General features: G+C 64.5%; 19 protein-coding genes. 6 read left to right on the top strand and 13 right to left on the bottom strand.

What is annotated here, in order from left to right:
* Window positions 1–102: 102 nt before the first annotated feature.
* Complete coding sequence (locus ACVOLL_RS19835) at window positions 103–2106, bottom strand: bifunctional DedA family/phosphatase PAP2 family protein (protein WP_481514455.1); 2004 nt, start codon at window positions 2104–2106, stop codon at window positions 103–105.
* Window positions 2107–2232: 126 nt separating this feature from the next.
* On the opposite strand from ACVOLL_RS19835, the gene ACVOLL_RS19830 reads away from it, so the two are divergent.
* Both ACVOLL_RS19830 and ACVOLL_RS19825 read left to right on the top strand, forming a co-directional pair.
* Window positions 2233–2895: a protein kinase family protein gene (locus tag ACVOLL_RS19830; RefSeq protein ID WP_481514454.1), complete on the top strand. Its 663-nt coding sequence runs from the start codon at window positions 2233–2235 to the stop codon at window positions 2893–2895.
* A complete protein-coding gene (locus tag ACVOLL_RS19825; RefSeq protein WP_481514453.1) occupies window positions 2892–3434 on the top strand; it encodes a DUF2867 domain-containing protein in 543 nt (180 codons plus the stop codon). Before ACVOLL_RS19830 ends, ACVOLL_RS19825 begins: the two co-directional genes overlap by 4 nt.
* Window positions 3435–3497: 63 nt before the next feature.
* Here the strand turns inward: ACVOLL_RS19825 and ACVOLL_RS19820 are convergent, their stop codons facing one another.
* Entirely contained in the window at window positions 3498–4172 is a 675-nt protein-coding gene (locus tag ACVOLL_RS19820) for a hypothetical protein (protein ID WP_481514452.1), read from the bottom strand.
* Window positions 4173–4314: 142 nt separating this feature from the next.
* Here ACVOLL_RS19820 and ACVOLL_RS19815 point away from each other — a divergent pair, with 142 nt between their 5' ends.
* Window positions 4315–5130: an SDR family oxidoreductase gene (locus ACVOLL_RS19815; RefSeq protein WP_481514451.1), complete on the top strand. Its 816-nt coding sequence runs from the start codon at window positions 4315–4317 to the stop codon at window positions 5128–5130.
* Window positions 5131–5355: 225 nt separating this feature from the next.
* Here the strand turns inward: ACVOLL_RS19815 and ACVOLL_RS19810 are convergent, their stop codons facing one another.
* On the bottom strand, window positions 5356–6219 hold the full coding sequence (locus ACVOLL_RS19810) for an ion transporter (RefSeq protein ID WP_481514450.1): 864 nt from the start codon (window positions 6217–6219) through the stop codon (window positions 5356–5358).
* A gap of 70 nt (window positions 6220–6289) precedes the next feature.
* Here ACVOLL_RS19810 and ACVOLL_RS19805 point away from each other — a divergent pair, with 70 nt between their 5' ends.
* Entirely contained in the window at window positions 6290–7519 is a 1230-nt protein-coding gene (locus ACVOLL_RS19805; RefSeq protein ID WP_481514456.1) for an acetylornithine transaminase, read from the top strand.
* A gap of 131 nt (window positions 7520–7650) precedes the next feature.
* Here the strand turns inward: ACVOLL_RS19805 and ACVOLL_RS19800 are convergent, their stop codons facing one another.
* The 5 genes from ACVOLL_RS19800 to ACVOLL_RS19780 all read right to left on the bottom strand — a co-directional run bounded on the left by ACVOLL_RS19800 (window position 7651) and on the right by ACVOLL_RS19780 (window position 13262).
* Complete coding sequence (locus ACVOLL_RS19800; protein ID WP_481514449.1) at window positions 7651–9483, bottom strand: serine hydrolase domain-containing protein; 1833 nt, start codon at window positions 9481–9483, stop codon at window positions 7651–7653.
* A complete protein-coding gene (locus tag ACVOLL_RS19795) occupies window positions 9480–10769 on the bottom strand; it encodes a sensor histidine kinase (RefSeq protein ID WP_481514448.1) in 1290 nt (429 codons plus the stop codon). Before ACVOLL_RS19795 ends, ACVOLL_RS19800 begins: the two co-directional genes overlap by 4 nt.
* Window positions 10769–11467, bottom strand: a complete 699-nt coding sequence (locus ACVOLL_RS19790) for a response regulator transcription factor (protein ID WP_481514447.1) — start codon at window positions 11465–11467, stop codon at window positions 10769–10771. Before ACVOLL_RS19790 ends, ACVOLL_RS19795 begins: the two co-directional genes overlap by 1 nt.
* Window positions 11468–11470: 3 nt before the next feature.
* Window positions 11471–12589 carry a type 1 glutamine amidotransferase domain-containing protein gene (locus ACVOLL_RS19785; RefSeq protein WP_481514446.1) on the bottom strand — a complete coding sequence of 373 codons (1119 nt, stop codon included), beginning with the start codon at window positions 12587–12589 and terminating at the stop codon, window positions 11471–11473.
* A gap of 76 nt (window positions 12590–12665) precedes the next feature.
* Entirely contained in the window at window positions 12666–13262 is a 597-nt protein-coding gene (locus ACVOLL_RS19780) for an HAD-IA family hydrolase (protein ID WP_481514445.1), read from the bottom strand.
* A 137-nt stretch (window positions 13263–13399) separates the two neighbouring features.
* Between ACVOLL_RS19780 and azu the strand changes: the two genes are divergently transcribed.
* Window positions 13400–13852, top strand: coding sequence for an azurin (azu, locus tag ACVOLL_RS19775; RefSeq protein WP_282271671.1), 453 nt, complete (start codon window positions 13400–13402; stop codon window positions 13850–13852).
* Window positions 13853–14050: 198 nt separating this feature from the next.
* On the opposite strand, the gene hemL is transcribed toward azu, so the two are convergent.
* Both hemL and thiE read right to left on the bottom strand, forming a co-directional pair.
* Window positions 14051–15343: a glutamate-1-semialdehyde 2,1-aminomutase gene (gene hemL / locus ACVOLL_RS19770; protein WP_481514444.1), complete on the bottom strand. Its 1293-nt coding sequence runs from the start codon at window positions 15341–15343 to the stop codon at window positions 14051–14053.
* A 221-nt stretch (window positions 15344–15564) separates the two neighbouring features.
* The gene (thiE, locus tag ACVOLL_RS19765) at window positions 15565–16191 is read right to left on the bottom strand and encodes a thiamine phosphate synthase (RefSeq protein ID WP_481514443.1); all 627 of its coding nucleotides are present in this window, start codon (window positions 16189–16191) and stop codon (window positions 15565–15567) included.
* Window positions 16192–16260: 69 nt separating this feature from the next.
* On the opposite strand from thiE, the gene ACVOLL_RS19760 reads away from it, so the two are divergent.
* The gene (locus ACVOLL_RS19760; protein WP_303747299.1) at window positions 16261–16452 is read left to right on the top strand and encodes a rubredoxin; all 192 of its coding nucleotides are present in this window, start codon (window positions 16261–16263) and stop codon (window positions 16450–16452) included.
* Between the two features lie 213 nt (window positions 16453–16665).
* On the opposite strand, the gene ACVOLL_RS19755 is transcribed toward ACVOLL_RS19760, so the two are convergent.
* From ACVOLL_RS19755 to rpiA, 3 genes are all read right to left on the bottom strand, one after another.
* Window positions 16666–17514 (bottom strand): SirB1 family protein, encoded by an 849-nt coding sequence (locus ACVOLL_RS19755; protein ID WP_481514442.1) that lies wholly within the window; start codon window positions 17512–17514, stop codon window positions 16666–16668.
* Between the two features lie 66 nt (window positions 17515–17580).
* Window positions 17581–18039, bottom strand: coding sequence for a DUF192 domain-containing protein (locus ACVOLL_RS19750; RefSeq protein ID WP_481514441.1), 459 nt, complete (start codon window positions 18037–18039; stop codon window positions 17581–17583).
* Between the two features lie 181 nt (window positions 18040–18220).
* Window positions 18221–18868, bottom strand: coding sequence for a ribose-5-phosphate isomerase RpiA (gene rpiA / locus ACVOLL_RS19745; protein WP_282273207.1), 648 nt, complete (start codon window positions 18866–18868; stop codon window positions 18221–18223).
* Window positions 18869–19018: the final 150 nt, after the last annotated feature.

The following is a 19018-nucleotide window of genomic DNA, read 5'->3' as shown; positions in this document are numbered from 1 at the left end:
TTCTTCGGGCGGCTTCCCGGTGCCTGTTTCCCGGTCCCTTCCCGGGGGACGCAGCGCCGGCCCCGCCGCCGGCGGCGCCCCCCCCCCCCCACTACAGCGTCCTTACGGTGTTGGCTCGGCGCGGATCATCAACAGCGGCAAACCCGTCTCCGGCTGCACCTGTTGCTGGGTTTGCAGGCCATCCAGCGATTGCTTGAGTGTGTCCAGTGCCGGGTCAACGCCACGCAGCGGCCGCCACATGCCGAACAGCTTCAGGTGTCGCTGGTAACGCAGGGTCTGCGCGCTGCCCAGCCATACCGGTGCCTGCCCAGGTTGCAGTTGGACGGTGGAAGGCCACAGCCGCAGTGCATGGATTTCATCCGGACGCGCGCCCGGATGCAGCATCAACAGCGCCTCGACGTTGGTATCCAGCGTTGCCGGCAATACCGGCACCTGCTGCGGCGTGGCCTTCATGTCCAGCATCATCAATGCCTGCTGCCAACCAGCCTGGGTCTGCCGGGTCCAGCCATTGCGCTCGAGCTGTGCCTGCAATGCGGGCAACGGCCCTGCAACCTGTACGTCCAGCGGCCAGCGTTGATCGTCATCGAAATCGTTGCGGCGAGCAGGCAGCTCGTGCCAACCGTCCTGCCACCAATGCGAGGCGTCCATCTGCACGATGCTGGCTGCCGCAGGCTCGAACTTGGTCAGCTTGGCCGGCACGTTGCGCGGCGCATACCAAAGCCCGGCAATCACGAACACGCCATAGAACAGCCAGGCCACCGGCTTGACCCAGAACGAGCGGTTGAAGCGGCGGCGATAGGCCACGCCCAGGACCAGCAGCCAGAACACGCCGAACAACATGCCGCCGATCACGTCGCTGAGCCAGTGCGCGCCCAGGTAGATGCGGGCAAAGCCGATCACCGTGACCACCGCACCGGACAGCAGGTAGGGCCAGACGCGGGTGCGCCCCGGCAGTTCGCGGCCGATCAGCACGGCAAAGAAGCCGAAGGTGATGGTGGCCATGGTCACCGCCACCGACGGGAAGCCAAAGCCGCTGCTGGCGGCCGGTGGTCGCACCACGTCGACGGTGGCACCCAGCAGCTTGGTCAGCGCCAGGCCGAAGGCCAGCGCCGCCAGCCAATGGAAGACCGCCATCCAGCGCCGCCGCCAAGCCAGGTAACCCATGCCCGCAGCGATGGCGGGCAACAGCACCTGCCAGTCGCCCAGCGAAGCCAGCGCGGCCATCGGGTAGTCGGCCAGCGGATTGCGCAGGGCCAGCATCAAACGGTGCACGGCCAGGTCCAGGGCCAGCGGCTCGCCGTGGCCGACCACCACCATCAACAAGGCAAACCAACCCCAACCCAACACCAGCAGCATCAGCGCCAGCATCGCCAGCGGTACCGATTCACGGCGCTTGGGGTCGAACAGGTCACTCAAGGAGTGGCCGATGAAACGCGGGTGGCGGTGCGACCAGGCCAGCAGGCGGGCCAGCCATCCATCCATGCGTGTCGCCGACCAGCGGTAGCTATAGAGCACGATTGCCCAGACCAGGCCCAGCAGGGTGCCCAACAGGGCAACCACCAGGAACAGGCGCCCGGCAACTGCGGCCACCGCATCATAGGCCTGGCCCAGCGCCCAGCCGGGCAGCAGGAACAGGATCGCCCAGGACAGGCAGGCCAGGCCGCTGGCCTTGAGATAGCTGACGAAACGCATGTTGGCCATGCCGGCGATGGCCGGAACAAATGGCCGGATCGCACCCACATAGCGGGCGATCAGGATGCTCTTGAACGCATTGCGGCGGAACATGACTTCGCCACGGTCCAGCAGCTGTGGGTAACGGCTGAACGGCCACACGCCACGCAGGCGGTCACCCCAGCGGCGGCCCACCCAATAGCTCAAGCCGTCGCCGGCAAAGGCGCCCAAGGTGGCGCATATCACCGCATACGGGCCGGACAACTCGCCCATGCCGATCAAGACACCTACCGCGATCATCAGCGGCAATGCCGGCACGATGGCGCCGAGAATGATCACGGCATCGCAGAAGGCGATGGCGAAGATCGCCATGCCAGCAAGGACGGGGTTGGCGGCGATCCACGCAAGCGTGGCGTCGATCCAGGAAGAATTCATCGGCCGATTATAAAGGGAAGCCTGAGTCAGACCGATGGCAGCAGCATCGGTTCAGTCGATTGCAGTGGCACTTGTTCACCTACGATGCCGCTCAGTGAATGGCGTGCTGACGACTAGAATGTCGGGATGAATGACTCTGCACCCGCACCTGTCACCGCGCTGAAAGCTGACAGCTTCGGACGAATCCTGTTGATTGAAAGCCCGCAAGGGCGCTTCGTGCGCCGCGACCTCGGGGCGACGCCCTTGTGGTTGCGGCTGCCGGCCTGGTGGCTCGCCCGACGTGAGGCGCGCGCGCTGGCCAAACTTGATGGCATGGAGGCAACTCCGCGCCTGTTGGCGTGGGATGGGCATTGGTTGGACCGCAGTTATATGGAAGGTGCGGCCATGTATCAGCGTCCACCGCATGGCGACCTAGCCTATTTCCGCGCCGCACGGCGCCTGCTGCAACGCGTGCACCGGCACGGCATCGCCCACAACGACCTGGCCAAGGAAGCGAACTGGCTGGTGCGCGAGGACGGCTCGCCGGCGCTGATCGACTTCCAGCTGGCGGTATGCGGCAACCCGCGCTCGCGCTGGATGCGGTTGTTGGCGCGCGAAGACCTGCGCCACCTGCTCAAGCACAAGCGCATGTACTGCCGGCAGGCGCTGACGCCGGTGGAGCTGCGCCTGCTCAAGCGGCACTCGTGGGTCCGCGAGTTGTGGTTTGCCACCGGTAAGCCGGTCTACCGCTTCGTCACCCGCCGCATCCTGCATTGGGAAGACAACGAAGGGCAGGGGCCAAAGCCTTGAGTCGTGGTGTGCGGGCGGATGAGGTCGGGATCTGTGCTGGCGCGTTGCTGTACCCGCTGCTGCCAGGCAGTCATTTCGCACATGCCTCACGGATCAAGCTGGTGCGCCGGCCGGACAGTGCCGTACAGGCCTATCTGGACATCGCCCGGCAGGTGCCGGCTTGGTTCGATGGCCTGATGCGGCTGCGCAATGCAGGCATGCGTCTACTGGGAATGAAGCACCTGGGCGCGATCCGCAGCGTGCCGGTGCATGCACCGGAAGGGCTGGTGGTTGGTGACAGGCTAGGGATATTCACCGTGCGGGCGTTGACTACCGATGGCGTGGTACTGGGCGACAGCGACCGTCATCTGCGCGTCGAACTGTCAGTAGAGCTCGGCCCCGGCCATGACAGCTGCCAGCTGCAGGTGAGCACTGTGGTTCATCTGCACCGGCCGTTTGGCCGGCTGTACATGTTGCCGGTTGCGCCGCTGCACCGGCTCGTCGTGCCGCGCCTGCTGGAGCGTTATGCGCGGCGCATGGTGGTGCCCGGGCCGGGTTGAGCTGCATGTTCCAGCGCTGGGTGGAGTCTCTGGCCAGCATTACCCCCGGCAATCTGCGCAGGCTCAGCGCAGTTCGATCAACTGCTTGCCTTTGAAGCTGCGCTTGCTGTCGAAGTCGTATCCGATGGTCACCTGCCCATCGTCGGCACAGGCATGGCAACTGCGCAGTGGCGCGGTGAACCGCAGGCGCACACCGCCATCGGGTAGCGCTTCAGTGCCGGCGGCCAGCGCAGGTGCGAACGGGCCGGAGTCGGGGTGTTTGCTGGCGAACGCCTTGTAGGCATCCGAGCCGCGTGCTGTGTCATCCAGCACTTCTTCGTCCACGTCGATGGCTTGACCATTGGCATCCACCAGCCAGGTACCTTCGTTGGTATTGGCGCGGAACGGGAATTCCAGCGTGGCCACGCCGATACCTTCGACGTTCTGCCATGCGGTGACATAGCCGGGCTTGCCCTGCGCGGACAAGGTACTGGCAGCTGTCAAAGCGGCAGGCGAAGCACCACCGCTGCGCATCACCTGCAGCAGGCAGTTGTCGGCTGCGGTGTCGGTACGGCAGGATTCAACCGAGCCCGTCCACACTGCATTGGGGCCAATGCGGGCAGCTTCTTCGCCCAGTCCCGTGGTCTGCGCGGTGACATCCGGGGCAGCCGCAGGCACCTCGGCAGGGAGGGGAGGCTTCTGGCAGGCGGCAAGGCCAAGGGCGAGCAGCAACGTAGCTGTGAGGTGCAGTGTCTTCATCGGGAATCCTTGCGCGATATCGCACCAGTATCGGCAGGACACATGAACCCTGAGTGTCGAACCTCGAGCAACCCTCAGGACTGTGCGTGGGTGCAGGTATCGGCATAATGCGGGTTGCTTTCTTACCGGTCCCGGAGTGTGCATGAGCAGCTTGCAAGGCAAGACCCTTTTCATCACTGGAGCCTCGCGTGGCATCGGTCTGGCCATCGCCCTGCGCGCCGCGCGCGACGGTGCCAATGTCGCCATTGCCGCCAAGTCGGCGGTCGCCAATCCCAAGTTGCCGGGCACCATCCATACCGCTGCAGAGGCCGTCAGAGCGGCAGGTGGCCAGGGTCTGGCGCTGAAGTGCGACATCCGCGAAGAAGACCAGGTCAATGCGGCGGTGGCTGCGACCGTGGACACCTTTGGTGGCATCGACATCCTGGTCAACAACGCCTCGGCGATCTGGCTGCGCGGCACCCTGGATACGCCGATGAAGCGTTTCGACCTGATGCAGCAGGTCAATTCGCGCGGCAGCTTCCTGTGCGCGCAGGCCTGTTTGCCGCATCTGCTGCAGGCACCGAACCCGCACATCCTCACCCTGGCACCGCCGCCCAGCCTCGACCCGAAATGGTGGGGCCCGCACACCGGCTACACCTTGGCCAAGATGGGCATGAGTTTCGTCACCCTGGGTCTGGCGGCTGAGTTTGGTCGTCAAGGCGTTGCGGTCAATGCCTTGTGGCCGCGTACAGTGATCGCCACCGACGCGATCAACATGATTCCGGGCGTGGATGTGGGCGGCTGCCGCAAACCGGAGATCATGGCTGACGCAGCGCACGCGGTGCTGACCCGGACCGCGGCTGGCTTCAGCGGACAGTTCCTGTTGGACGACGAGGTGCTGGCGGAGGCGGGCATCACCGATTTGTCGGGCTACGCGATGGACCCGACACGGCCGCTGATGCCGGATCTGTTTCTCTGATTGCTTCCCCAAGGCGGGAAGGCCTCACCTGTAGTGCCGAGCCATGCTCGGCATGGGGCTTTCCCGTTAAAGCCTCACCTGTAGTGCCGAGCCATGCTCGGCAGAGGCTTTACCGGTAGAGCCCACCTGTAGTGTCTAGCCATCTTCGGCAGCAGCATTTCCGATAAGGCCCCTGCCGAGCATGGCTCGGAACTACCGCCGCCCCAACAACCTGCGCGGAGCGGCTCAATGCTCGATGTGCTCCGGCAGCACATGCCCGCAGCGATTGCAGTACTGCGCCTTGAACTCGTGCCCTTCATGCCCGCAGACCGTGCAGCCGCGGTTGTCGCGACGGTTCTCGCGCAGCATGTTGCCGGCCAGCTCGGCGGTGTAGATACCGGTCGGCACGGCCAGGATGCTGTAGCCGATCAGGATCAGTACCGAGGTGATGAAGCGGCCCAGGGTGGTGTGCGGGACGATGTCGCCAAAGCCCACCGTGGCCATCGTCACCACCGCCCAGTACATGCTGGCGGGGATGTTGCTGAAGCCGTATTGCGGGCCTTCGACCACATACATCAGCGCGCCGGCGATGATGGCGATGGTCACTACCATCGACAGGAACAGCAGGATCTTGCGGCGGCTGCGCCATAGCGCCGCCATCAGCACGCCACTCTCCTCGATGTAGCGGGTCAACTTGAGGATGCGGAACACCCGTAGCAGGCGTAGCACCCGCACCACCAGCAGGCTCTGGGTGCCGGGGATGAAGAAGGAAATATAGGAAGGCAGGATTGCCAGCAGGTCGATGATGCCCCAGATGCTGAACGCATAGCGCAGCGGCCGCCGTACCACCAGCAGGCGCAGCACGTACTCGGCGGTGAACAGCAGGGTAAAACCCCACTCGACGATGTAGAAGCCGGTGGCCCAGGCCACGTGGATGCGCTGCACGCTGTCGAACATCACCACCAGCACGCTGGCGAGGATGGCCCAGACCAGCAGCAGGTCGAACCGCCGCGAGGGCGGGGTGTCGGTGCGGTGGATGATGTCGAACCAACGGCGGCGCCAACCGCTGTCGGTGGCCGGGTTCAGTTGGGGGGCAGAGAACAGTCGCATGTGCCCATTGTGCCGCAGGCCCGCGGAATGGAGGACAATGGACCGTTCACACCCACTGATCTGGAACGCCATGACCGCTGTCGTCGAGCCGCTGTTGTCCCTGTCCAATTACTACCTGCCGGTCTACCGCCCGCGCCAGCTGGTGCTGGAGCGAGGCCAGGGCGCGCGACTGTGGGATACGCAGGGCCGCGAGTTCATCGACCTGGCCGCCGGCATCGCGGTGTGCAGCCTGGGCCACAACAACCCGGACCTGAAGGCGGCGCTGTTCGAGCAGGCCGACAAGCTGTGGCATACCAGCAACATGTTCTACAGCGAGCCGCCGCTGCACCTGGCGCAGGAGCTGGTGGATGCCTCGCGTTTTGCCAAGCGTGTATTCCTGTGCAATTCCGGCGCCGAAGCCAATGAAGTGGCGATCAAGCTGGTACGCAAGTGGGCCAGCGCGCAGGGCCGTGGCCCGGAGAAGCGTTTCATCGTCACCTTCCGCGGCAGCTTCCACGGCCGCACCCTGGCCACGGTCACCGCCACCGCCCAGCCGAAGTATCAGGAAGGCTACGAGCCGCTGCCCGGTGGCTTCCGCTATGTCGATTTCAATGATGTCGCCCAGCTTGAAGCAGCGATGGCCGCTGGCGATGTTGCCGCGGTGATGTTCGAGCCGGTGCAGGGCGAGGGCGGGGTGATGCCGGCCAGTGCCGAGTTCATGCGCCGCGCCCGCGAGCTGTGCGACCAGCACGATGCGCTGATGGTGCTGGATGAAATCCAGGTCGGCATGGGCCGTACCGGTGAGCTGTTCGCACATTGGAACTGGGGCGTGACCCCGGACATCGTCACTCTCGCCAAGGCGCTGGGCGGTGGTTTCCCGATTGGCGCGATGCTGGCCGGTCCCAAGGTTGCCGATGTGATGAGCGTTGGTGCGCACGGCAGCACCTTCGGTGGCAACCCGCTGGCTGCCGCAGTTGCCCGCGTGGCGCTGCGCAAGCTGTCGTCCGACGAGATCAAGGCCAATGTCGTGCGCCAGTCGGCCGCGTTGAAGGCCGGTCTGGAAGCCATCGGCGCAGAGTTCGGCGTGTTCGAACAGGTACGTGGCATGGGCCTGATGCTGGGTGCGGTGCTCAAGCCCGACTACGTGGCTGACATCGGCGTGCTGCTGGATCTGGCGGCTGAAAAGCAGGTGCTGATCCTGCAGGCTGGCACCAGCGTGCTGCGCTTCGTGCCGGCGCTGAACATCACCGATGAAGAAGTGGCCGAAGGCCTGAAGCGTGTGCGCGAGGCGATTGCGGCGTACATGGCCTCACGCAGCTGAAATAAGCCATAGCACTGGCGAGCCCCGCGCTGCGAAAACCTGATGCCCCCGACCTGTCCCGCGTGTAGCGGTCACTCGGGGGCATCGTGTATCTGCGGTTTGAGTCAGTACAAAGGTCGGGACGCTGGCATTTACAGCAGCCACAGCCGCAATGGCAGCAACTGCCATGCAACCAGCAGTCCAACGCCGGGCAGGGTCGCCAACAGGCATGCTGTCAGCAGCCGCGTACCGCGCTCGGCGCGTCGCCATCCATGCAGCCCCACTGCCGTTCCTGCTACCAGCGCCAGCGGCAGCAGCAAGCTCGCGCTGGCCAGCGTGATGCTCGCCACAGTCCGGTCACCCAGCTCCAGCAGGGATTGCCGATAGAGCAAAGCGATTGGCAGCAGCCAGGCTGCACCAGCCAGGAAAGGCAGGAAAATCGGGTTCTGCCAGCGCAGCCTTCCGCGGATCGCGAACATAGCACCGGCCAACATCATGATGACAACGCCGACGATGGCAATGGACAGCAGCAGCCCGGGCACAATGATGCGCCAGGCAGGAACCTGCACATGGCTGCGCAGCCCGTCGCTCAGGACAGGTTGACCATCTTCACCAATCAACAGTACATGTGAGGGCAGGACCCGTCCGTCCGCGCGGAACAGCCGATTGCCGAGCGGCTGCAGCAGTTGTGCATCTCTGGACAGCGAGCGTAGGCGGAGTTTGCCCCCGAGCGTGTCCACGCGAACGAATTCCGTCAGCGCCTGCAGCGGAGCGATCGCAGGCATTGCCTGCGGTGAGCGGACGTATAGGCCGTCCCACTCTGACAGCGAAGTTTGAATGGGCGAAGCGGCGTGCGCCGGAGCGATGGGCGGCAGTGCCAGTGCCGCGACAAGCCGCTGGTTGAGTCGTTCGTTCTGGGCGTCTTCGTTGTCGGTGTTGGTGGCAACGAAGAAAGCGCTGCGCTGCTGCGGAAACACGCACAGCATCGCCCAGTAGCCGACGGTATTGCCGGGATGGCAGCCGCCCACCTGACCGTGCCGGTCGCGCCCGACCAGCACCAGCCCATGACCGAGTGGCAGGCCAGCGCGCATGGCCTCGGTTCCAGCCGGCGCGGTCAACGCCTTCATCAGCTCCATTGCGATGAAGGGCTGCCCCGCATTGCTGCCGTCGCCAAGCAGGAAGCCGGCAAACAGCGCCATGTCACCCGCGGTGGTGGTCAGTTGCGCGGCGGGGCGCAGAAACGTGGGCACGGCCGGTGCTGGACGCGCCTGTTCAAAGTGGCCCATCGCAAGATGCGGGTCTGCGTGCGATCCGGTCTGCGCGGTGTAGGTGAAGGTGCTGTCTCGCATGCCCAGCGCGGCCAGCACTTCCCGGTCCATCCAGGTTTCGTAGCGTTCACCGCTGACGGCCTCGATCACCTGCCCAAGCACGGTATAGCCGAGGTTGGAGTAGCTGAAGCGGCTGCCAGGCTGGCTGAGGACGCGTAGCGGCGCGCGGTCCGTACCCGATGCGATCGCCAAGGGCACGTCAGCGGTAGCCTTGAGACTGAAGAACTGGCCGAGTTTTAGGTTCTCCAGGCCAGCTGTATGCGCAAGCAGATGGCGCACACGTACCGGGTGCGTGGATTCCCAGGGATTATCAAAGCCGATTGCCGGAACCACCTTTGTCACCGGTGTCTCCAATGAAAGGCGACCTTGGCTGATCATGCGCAGCACACCAAGGGCAAGCACGGCCTTGGTGACCGAGCCAACGTGTACATGCGTTGAGGCCTGTATGGGTGCGCGGGTGACTGCATCACGTACGCCTGCGGCACCATTGGCTGCGCGGCCATCTGCGGTAACGGTAGTCCAGACCACACCTTGCAGGCCTTCTTCATCGATGATGCGCTGCATGTCGGCGTGCAGTTGGGTGTCGTCATCGGCAGCGGCAAAAGGTGCCGTCAAGATGGAGGCGCATAGCAGAAGAATCTGCACAAGGGTCTTCATGACGTGGCTGGCGCTGGTACGAGCGGGAAGGCGACCGACGTCAGTCCGTCATCATGGCGGATGTCCAAGGCAATGCCGTGCTGCTCGCAAAGCCGGCACACGATAGAAAGGCCCAGTCCGAAGCCAGTGCTGTTCGCTCCCTTGCTGAAGGCATCCAATGCCTGGTTGCTGATGCCATCGCCGGGGTTGGTGATGCGAAGCTGTTCGGCCTCAGCGGCGATGCGTATCGTGCCGGCCGCTGTATGCGCGAAAGCATTGCCGATCAGGTTGGCGAGCAATACCTGCAACACTGCCAGTGGCAGGGTGCTGTTTGCGGCAAACGGGACGTCGATATCCAGCTCGATCTGCTTGTCGTCCAGCAGTGGCGATTGCTCGACAATCACGCGCTCGATCACCGGCAACAATCGGTTCGGCTCGCCAGTGGCAGGCAGCGCTTTTTCGCGTGCCAACGCCAGCAGCATGCTGACCGTCTGCTCCAGCTGTAGCGCGGACTGGCGGATGTGTGACAGCCCCTGTTGTGCCGCTGGCGACAGCGACGGATCACGGGTCAGACGTTCGGTGGTTCCGCGTATGACTGCCAACGGCGTGCGCAGTTCATGGCTGGCATCGCGGGTGAACTCACGTTCGCGGATGACGAAGGCACGGATGCGGATGATCAAGGCCTCCAGCCCACGTGCCAGCACGCCGACTTCGTCGTCGGCAAAGCGCTGCGCATGCACGGCAGGCAAGTGATCGGGCCCGGCGTTGTCGACGAGCTGGGCAAGCCGCGACAGCGGTGCGGTAGTGCGACGTGCCAGCCATGCGCCGAGCAGCAGAGCCAGCGCAATCACCGTCACGCCAGACCAGACCAGCAGCTGCAACAAACCCGCGCGCTGTGGCCGAACAACCAGCAACTGGCTCACCTCGGCCAACAGCCAAGCCGGTTCGGCAGCAGCATCAGGCTGCAGGCGCTGCAGATGGTAGTGGCGACCGTCGCTGCCCGGGAATTCTCGCCGACGCGGCTCGTGCGCAAGGGTGTTGGCGATGCTGTCGGGCAGCTGCGTCGCGGATTCGATCACCTGCATCCATGATTCGCGCGGCGCTTTCCACGTACCGGTCTGCGCATGATGCTGCAGCTGCTCGCTGGCTTCGCGCTCCAGCAATCCATTGAAGAACATGTCTTCAACCGCATAGGCGAACACTGCCACGTACAGCCCAAACAATGTGGCTACCACCAGCGTGAAGCTGGCGAAGGCCAGCATCAGCCGGTTGCGCAGGCGTTTGCGTGGCGTCGAGGATGGTTTCATCACGGCGCGCTCTCATCGGACTCAAGGCGGAAGCCGACGCCATGCACGGTCTTCAGCATTGGCCTGGCGAAAGGTTTGTCCAGCATTTGCCGCAACAGATAGAGATGCGTGCGCAATGGGTCCGAATCGGGTGGCGTATCGCCCCAGAGGCGTTGCACCAGCTCGCTGCGGGTCAGCGTGCGCGGCCATGCTTCGGCCAGCGCAAGCAGGATGTCGAAACTGGTCTGGTGCAGCTCGATGCGTTGTCCCTGGCGCTGCACCTCGTGGCTGCGGCGATCGATCCGCAGGCTGCCAATGCACAACACATGTTCGCGCCCGGCGCGATGGCGTTGCGACAAGGCCACGCAGCGGGCCACCAGTTCCTCGCCAGCGAAAGGCTTGATCAGGTAGTCATCGGCGCCGCTGCGGAAGCCGAGCAGGCGGTCGTCCAGTGCATCGCGTGCGGTCAGCATCAGGATCGGGACATGCCGGTCGGACTCGGCGCGCAGGCGCTGGCAGACCTGCAGCCCGTCAAGGCTGGGCAGGCCAAGATCCAGCACCAGCACGTCCGGTGGTTCGACCAATGCCATCTGCAGGCCGCTGCGGCCATCGGCGGCGAAGCTGGGCTGGAATCCATGTGCGGACAACAGCGCCTGCAGGTTGTCGCGCAGCAGGCGGTTGTCCTCGATCACCAGAATGCGCAGGGCAGGCAGGGGCATGGTTCAACCGTCGATCTGTTGCAGGAGGGCTTGAGCCTGTTCCAGCTTGGGATTGGCTGCCAGTGCCTGGAGTACCAGGGCGCGAGCCTGTGCCGGTCGCTTGAGTTTGAGGTGGGCTTGGGCAGCGGCAAGTTTCAGTTGTGCCTCCTGCATGTGTGGCAAGGCCAATTCCATGACCTGCAAGGCCTGCTCCAGGGCGGCATCGTTGGCTGCGGCTTGTGCCTGGTAATAGCCGAGGATGCCGATTAGCTCAACGTGATGGCGCGAGGTATGGGCCGCCAGTGCAGCACGTGCGCCTTGCGCGTCGCCGCTCAACAGGCGTTCCACCAGGGCCATGCTGGTTTCATCGCGCCATGGTGTGCGGGCGACCGGTGTGCGGCCGGTTGCGCGCACGATGGCTTCTGCCACGGCGGTGGTGGAGTAGGGGTTCTGGCCGGTGATCAAGCGCCCATCCACCACCAGCTTCGGCATCATCAAGGGTGCTTCCTGCCACTGCGCGCCGCGCTGGCGCAGCGCGTCTTCGAGCAGCCACGGAAATTGGGATGCCCACTTCTTGCCGAATACCGCTTCCTCCTCATTGCTGAAGCCGGTGAGTTGGCGACCCGCAACGAGCAGGCTGCCATCGGCCAGTCGTACCTCGGCCAAGGCGGCCGGACCGTGGCAGACCGCGGCGACGATGCCGCCGTTGTCCCAGACCGTGCCCAAAAACTGCTGCAATGCCTGGTCGCGGGGCAGGTCGAACATCGCGCCTTTGCCACCGACCACATATACCGCGGCGTAGTCGGAGGCCTTCAGCGCGGTGGTGGGCTTGGTGTCTGCCAATTGCCGCATTGCCTGCGCATCGGCCAGCAAGGCAGCGTTGAAGGGTTCGTCCGGGTCGTATTTGTCGGCCTCCACCGCGCCTCCCTTGGGGCTGGCGACCTCCACCTGCAGGCCGTTGGCCTTGAATACCAACCAGGCCTGCGACAGTTCATCGAATTCGTAGCCGGGGCGCTGTTTACCGGCGTCCTTGCCCTCGCCGCTGACCACGATCAGTACCTTGTCGGTTGCAGCTGATGCATGCTGTGGCAACGCCGGCGCCAGCAACAGGACGGACAGCAACAATCGTGAGGGCAGGTTCATCGGTGGCTCCAGTGGCTTGGGAGGCCAGTGTCGCCAACGGATATCAAATGAATTTCAATCGAGCCGAGAAGCCAAGTCAGCGCAGCAGGTGATGGCGCTTGAGCAGGCGTCGTAGCGACTGTGCATGAAACGCTGTATCGGCATGCAGTCCCGCTTCGCGCGCGCCCTGTACGTTGCGGAATAGATGGTCGACGAACAGGCTGCGTCCAGGCGCACAGCCAAGCGCCGCGCAGGCGGCCAGGTACGCTGCTGGGTCCGGCTTGCGCACGCCCAGCGCTGCGCTGCACAGCACACGACGGCCGGCCAGCAACTGCTCGATCACCGGCCGCGTCAGCAGGCCATTGTTGGTCAGCACCACAACCTGCACATCCGCATGCACGCGCTCCAGCACTGCTGTGCAATCGGTGCGCAGTTTGGTCGCAGCGAGTCGTGCGGTATGCCAGTGCGGCGCACCCAATGCGTAGCCCAGGCGTTGATTCAATGCCTGCAGCAACTGCTCACCATCCAGTTCACCGCGGGCATGGGCGAATTCAAGCCCGTCCGTGCGCAACGCGGCATCCACCTGCTCAGGCGTGCAGCCGGCAGCGTCGGCAAGCTGGCGCAGGTGGATACGATGGTCGTAATCGGCCAGCAGGCCGTCGAAATCCAGCAGTAATGCGTGCGGTCGTTGCATTGATGGCAAGGCAGGGGCGGGGCTGCAGTATCGCTGGCATGGCATCGGTGTGCAGCCTGCGACATCGCGTCACAGGTGAAATCAGACACATTTGCCTAGAATCAGGACACTTTAGTTGTCATAGCGTGGAGTTCACCGTGAAGCGTTCCAGCCTGCTGTTGTTGGCCCTTGCCGGCCTGTTGCCTGCCGCGCCTGCGCTGGCGCGTACCTGTGCGGTCACCATCGAAAGCAATGACCGCATGCAGTTCTCCGTGCCGCAGATCCGGGTTGCCGCCGATTGCACGCAGGTGGACCTCACTTTGAAGCACACCGGCAGGATGCCGGCGACGGCGATGGGGCATAACTGGGTGCTGACGCGTACGCCGGATTTCCAGCAGGTGGCCACGGCCGGTATGCGTTCGACGCTGGCAGACAGCTATCTGCCGAAGAATGATGCGCGGGTGATTGCGTTCACGCCGGTGATCGGTGGCGGGCAGACCACGCAGGTGCGCTTTGCGACCAGCAAGTTGACGCGTGGTGGTGACTACACCTTCTTCTGCTCGTTCCCGGGGCACTGGGGAATGATGAAGGGCAAGCTGGTTTTTGGGTGAGCTGATGAGCTGCTCGAATCTTGGGTTCGAGAAGCTTCAGATCAACAGCTGCCCTCACCCCAACCCCCGCTCCGCGCCCCGGCCCTTGCGCTGGCGCAATGGCGTTCGACGGGCAGCGAACCTGTGGTTCGCAAGCTGCCCCTCTCACCCCGCAGGCGGGAGAGGGGCTTTATTTCGATCATTGTCGCTGCAGGTTGATCAACCTGCAGCAACCACCTTGAACGCCTCGCGTGCTGCAACCAGCGTGGCTTCGATCACCGTATCGTCGTGTGCGCTGGACAGGAAGCCGGCCTCGTAGGCTGAGGGGGCCAGGAACACGCCGCGCTCGAGCATGGCGTGGAAGAAGATGTTGAAGGCCTTGATGTCACAGGCGATGGCCTGCGCATAGGTCTCCACCTTCTCGCTGCTGAAGAACAGGCCGAACATGCCGCCGACGCGGGTGGTGGTGACCGCCACGCCGGCATCGCGCGCTGCCGCTTCCAGACCGTCGCAGAGCGTGTTGGTTGCCGCCGTCAGGCGCTCGTGGAAGCCCGGTGCCTGCACCAGCTGCAGCATCGCCAGCCCAGCAGCCATGGCCACCGGATTGCCGCTCAGCGTGCCGGCCTGGTAGATCGGGCCGGCGGGGGCGATCTGCGACATCAGTTCGCGACGGCCGCCATAGGCGCCCACCGGCATGCCGCCGCCGATGATTTTGCCGAAGGTGCTCAGGTCCGGGGTAATGCCGTAATGCGCCTGTGCGCCGCCCAGGGCAACACGGAAGCCGGTCATCACTTCGTCGAAGATCAGCAGCGTGCCGTACTGCGTGCACAGTGCGCGCAGGTGCTGCAGGTAGCCCTCGCGCGGCGGGATGCAATTGGCGTTGCCGACCACCGGTTCGATGATGAGGCCGGCGATGTCGGCGCCCTGCTGCTCGAACAGAGCGGTGGCGGCTTCGAAATCGTTGTAGGGCAGGGTCAGGGTGAGCTCGCTCAGCCCGGCCGGTACGCCCGGCGAGGTCGGCACGCCCAGGGTCAGCATGCCGCTGCCGGCCTTGACCAGGAAGGAGTCACCGTGGCCGTGGTAGCAGCCTTCGAACTTGACGATCTTGTTGCGGCCGGTGGCGCCGCGCGCCAGACGGATCGCCGACAGCGTGGCCTCGGTACCGGAGTTGACCATGCGCACCATTTCGCAGGACGGCACCAGTTGGGTGATGGTCTCGGCCATGGTCACTTCGGCCGCACACGGCGCGCCGAACGACAGCCCATTACCGATGGCCTGCTGCACGGCGTCGCGCACGGACGGGTGGTTGTGGCCGACGATCATCGGGCCCCAGGAGCCGACGTAGTCGATATAGGCGTTGCCATCCACGTCATGCAGGTAGGCGCCATCGGCGCGCTGCACGAAGAAGGGTTCGCCGCCGACCGACTTGAACGCACGCACCGGTGAGTTGACGCCACCGGGCAGCAGCGTCTGTGCGCGCGTGAACAGGGCGTGGGATTGGTCGTGGTTCATGCGTGAGTCCTTTGAGGTATCAACAACAACGAAGAGCTGGGCTTTGCGTTAGCCCCTCTCCCGTTCACGGGAGAGGGGTTGGGGTGAGGGGAAGCTTCTAGCGAGCGAACGTTAAAAGCTCCCCTCATCCGCCCCTTTCGGGGCACCCCCGCCTTCGCGGGGGCAGGCTCTTCTCCCGCGAGCGGGAGAAGGGAAGGCAGAGATTGGTGAGGCCTGCAAGGTCATGCGGTCTGGAAACAACCCCGATAAGCTTCAAGCGCCGCCACCGAATCGGCCTCGCTGAACACACCACTGATCACCGCAATCAGGTTCGCACCAGCGTCCACCACAGGCCGACTATTGTCCGGGGTCAACCCGCCAATCGCCACACGTGGCACCCCGAGTGCGGCGCTTTGTCGCAGCAGCCCAGGACTGGCGCGGCGCGGTGTGACCTTGCTGCGGCTGGGGAAGAAGGCACCGAAGGCCACATAGCTGGCACCAGCAGCAACCGCGCGCTGGGCACGCTCGAACTCGTCATAGCAGGATGCGCCAATGATGGCCTGCGGGCCGAGCAGTGCCCGGGCAGCGGCAATGTCGCCGTCGTCTTCACCCAGATGCACGCCGGCAGCGCCGACTTGCCGGGCAAGGCTGACGTCATCATTGATGATCAGCGGCACCCCAGCGGCGGCGCATAGCGCCTGTAGCGCCGTGGCCTGGGCCAGACGGGTAGGCGCATCGACCGCCTTGTTGCGGTATTGCAGCCAGGTGGTGCCGGCCAGCAGAGGGCGGACCCGCTCAAGCAGGCGTGCACTGTCGGTTTCGTCGGGGGTGATCAGGTAGACGCCACGGGCGTCGGCGAGCTGGGTCATGTATGGCTACCGGTACGGCGTGGGGAATGTGACAATCAACGCCGCTTCTTTGTCCGGTGATTATCCCCGATGTCCGACGCTACGGCCTCCACCCTGCGCAACTGGATGTGTGTCGTCTGTGGCTTCATCTACAGCGAGGCCGACGGCTTGCCGGAAGAAGGCATCGCCCCCGGCACGCGCTGGGAAGACGTGCCCGACACCTGGACCTGCCCGGACTGCGGCGTGACCAAGGATGACTTCGAGATGGTCGAGCTGGATTGAGCCGCGCAACCTGCGGTTTGTAGGAGCGGCGTAAGCCGCGAAGCCACTGCGGCATCCGTAGCCATCGATCAACGCAGCACTTCGGCAGCAGCGGTTTTTGCTCGAGGAGCGCCAAGACGATCCTTCGGTTGGCGAATGTTCTTTACCGGCTTCGGAGGCCACAGTGGCTTCGCGGCTGACGCCGCTCCTACAAAAGGCAAGGCAAAGCCAGGCTCAATGCAGCCTCGGCCTTTCTCCACCCAGCTCAACCAGACGTTCGCGGATGCTGACTGCATCGGCGGCCTCGGGCGCCATCTTCAGGTAGCGCGCCAAGTCGGCGCGGGCGCCGGCCAGATGCTCCAGCTGCACATAGGCCAGGCCGCGATCACGTACGGCATCGGCCTGCTCGGGGACGAGCTTGAGGATGCGGTCGGCGCTGCGTGCGGCGCGGTCCCATTCGCCGCGTTCGGCGTAGACGCCGTGGAGGTTGCGCAGCATGCGCATCAGGATGGCGCGGTGCGGGGCCGGGTCCAGGATCTGCGCCAGCACACTGTCGTCCGGGGTTTCACCGCCCAGATTGCTGCGCGCGCGCTCGCGTAGTTCATCCACACCCAGCGGGCGACCACCGTTGAACGGGTCCATGATCAGTACACCGTCTTCCACCGGCAGCCGCACCAGGAAGTGACCGGGGAAGGAAATGCCTTCCAGCGGCAGGCCGAGCCGGCGCGAGACTTCAATCTGCACCAGGGCCAGCGAAATCGGGTTGCCCAGGCGGCGCTCGAAGACCTCGTTGAGGTAGCTGTTGCGAGGGTCGTAGTACTCGTCGTTGTCACCGCTGTAACCCACCTCGTTGAACAGGTGGTTGTTGATGGCGGCAACCTTGAGCGGCCATTCGCCGATGGCGTCCACTTCCACCCGCAGGTGATCGGCATGGGCCTGCAGCACGCGGTCGTAGGCGGTCGGGTCCAGTTGTGGGTATTCGTCGCGGGCGATCAGCAGGGCAGTCGACAGCAGCGGCAGTGCCTCATCGGGCAAGCCGGCCAGTTCTTCCCACTGCGGCAGGGTAATGCGTGTTTCAGACATGCCCCCAAGACTGGCGGCAAAGCGGCGCCGGTTCAAGGGCGCCGCTGTTCAATTTGTGTGTTTCAGTCAGTTGCCGGTGGCGATGCCCGGACCGAAAGTCAGCTCGGCGCCGTCTTCCAGCTTGAGCTTGGCGGCCTGGCCGGCGTTGAGCTCCAGCACGTACAGGGCCGGATTGAAGCTGGGGTAGGGTGGGCACATGTCGCCGGCCGAACACGGCGGCACATCGCGCTGCTGGCCGACCAGGCGGCGCTGGCTGTCGAAGTAGAGGATGTCGAGCGGGATCCTGGTGTTCTTCATCCAGTAGGCCTGCGGTTCCTCGCGGTCGTGGACGAACAGCATGCCGTGGTCGGCTTCCATCTGGTCGCGGAACATCAGCCCGCGGGCGCGGGTTTCGTCGTTCTGCGCCAGTTCCACGTTGTAGCGGGTGCCGGCCAGTTCCACCCAATGCTTGCCGTCGGCGCTGGCGCAACCGGCCAGGGCGAGCAGGGAAAGGGTGAGGAGGGTGCGCAGGAAGGATGTGGGCATGGTTGGGGACCTGGTTCCTAGGGGAGCCTTCAGGCAGGTGTGGTGGAAGTCAAAAGCTTCCCCTCATCCGCCCTTCGGGCACCTTCTCCCGTGAACGGGAGAAGGGAAGAGCAACAAGCCAAGGCTGGAGCAGCTGCCAAAGCCAAAGCCAAAGCCAAAGCAACTGCTTTGCAGGCTTGGCTTACAGCACCTGCGGCGGCTCGCCGCCGATGATGACCACGTCAGCCGGGCGGCGGGCGAACAAACCTACGGTAACGACGCCGGGAATCTGGTTGAGCTGCTGTTCCAGCTTCACCGGGTCGGTGATGGACAGGTTGTGCACGTCCAGAATCAGATTGCCGTTGTCGGTGACCACGCCGTCGCGCCATACCGGCTGGCCGCCAGTCAGGGCCAGGATTTCGCGGGCGACCAGGCTGCGTGCCATCGGGATCACTTCCACCGGCAGCGGGAACTTGCCCAGTACCTTGACCTGCTTGCTCGGGTCGACGATGCAGACGAACTGCTTGCTGGCCTCGGCGATGATCTTCTCGCGGGTCAGTGCTGCGCCGCCGCCCTTGATCAGGTTCTTGTTGCCGTCGCACTCGTCGGCGCCGTCCACATACAGCGACAGGCCGCCGGTGTGGTTCAGGTCCAGCACCTCGATGCCGTGGCCCTTGAGCAGGGCGGTGCTCTGGTCGGAACTGGAGACCGCGCCCTCGATCTGGTCCTTGATGCGGGCCAGGGCTTCGATGAAGTAGGCAACGGTAGAGCCGGTGCCGACACCGACGATCATTCCCTTCTGGACGTATTCGATGGCTTTTTCGGCGGCCAGGCGCTTGGCTTCGGACATGGTGGGCTCGATCAGGTTGGAAAACATGGTTTGTGGGAGCGGCGAAAGCCGCGCAGCTGGGGGGCTGGAACGGGATAGGCATAGCGGCATACGCCCCGCCCACAACAAGGGATTAATTTGGGTTATTTTTAACCGCCCCCCGCCCCGAGC

The sequence above is a fragment of the Stenotrophomonas sp. STEN035 genome, from assembly GCF_056759935.1.
Note: the sequence above shows the minus strand (reverse complement) of the source record. Positions and strands in the feature narration are given on the sequence as shown.

Coding starts and splice junctions, on each gene's coding strand:
- ACVOLL_RS19835 (WP_481514455.1), bottom strand. CDS start 2,106: ATGAATTCTTCCTGGATCGACGCCACGCTTGCGTGGATCGCCGCCAAC.
- ACVOLL_RS19830 (WP_481514454.1), top strand. CDS start 2,233: ATGAATGACTCTGCACCCGCACCTGTCACCGCGCTGAAAGCTGACAGC.
- ACVOLL_RS19820 (WP_481514452.1), bottom strand. CDS start 4,172: ATGAAGACACTGCACCTCACAGCTACGTTGCTGCTCGCCCTTGGCCTT.
- ACVOLL_RS19815 (WP_481514451.1), top strand. CDS start 4,315: ATGAGCAGCTTGCAAGGCAAGACCCTTTTCATCACTGGAGCCTCGCGT.
- ACVOLL_RS19810 (WP_481514450.1), bottom strand. CDS start 6,219: ATGCGACTGTTCTCTGCCCCCCAACTGAACCCGGCCACCGACAGCGGT.
- ACVOLL_RS19805 (WP_481514456.1), top strand. CDS start 6,290: ATGACCGCTGTCGTCGAGCCGCTGTTGTCCCTGTCCAATTACTACCTG.
- ACVOLL_RS19800 (WP_481514449.1), bottom strand. CDS start 9,483: ATGAAGACCCTTGTGCAGATTCTTCTGCTATGCGCCTCCATCTTGACG.
- ACVOLL_RS19795 (WP_481514448.1), bottom strand. CDS start 10,769: ATGAAACCATCCTCGACGCCACGCAAACGCCTGCGCAACCGGCTGATG.
- ACVOLL_RS19790 (WP_481514447.1), bottom strand. CDS start 11,467: ATGCCCCTGCCTGCCCTGCGCATTCTGGTGATCGAGGACAACCGCCTG.
- ACVOLL_RS19785 (WP_481514446.1), bottom strand. CDS start 12,589: ATGAACCTGCCCTCACGATTGTTGCTGTCCGTCCTGTTGCTGGCGCCG.
- ACVOLL_RS19780 (WP_481514445.1), bottom strand. CDS start 13,262: ATGCAACGACCGCACGCATTACTGCTGGATTTCGACGGCCTGCTGGCC.
- hemL (WP_481514444.1), bottom strand. CDS start 15,343: ATGAACCACGACCAATCCCACGCCCTGTTCACGCGCGCACAGACGCTG.
- thiE (WP_481514443.1), bottom strand. CDS start 16,191: ATGACCCAGCTCGCCGACGCCCGTGGCGTCTACCTGATCACCCCCGAC.
- ACVOLL_RS19760 (WP_303747299.1), top strand. CDS start 16,261: ATGTCCGACGCTACGGCCTCCACCCTGCGCAACTGGATGTGTGTCGTC.
- ACVOLL_RS19755 (WP_481514442.1), bottom strand. CDS start 17,514: ATGTCTGAAACACGCATTACCCTGCCGCAGTGGGAAGAACTGGCCGGC.
- ACVOLL_RS19750 (WP_481514441.1), bottom strand. CDS start 18,039: ATGCCCACATCCTTCCTGCGCACCCTCCTCACCCTTTCCCTGCTCGCC.
- rpiA (WP_282273207.1), bottom strand. CDS start 18,868: ATGTCCGAAGCCAAGCGCCTGGCCGCCGAAAAAGCCATCGAATACGTC.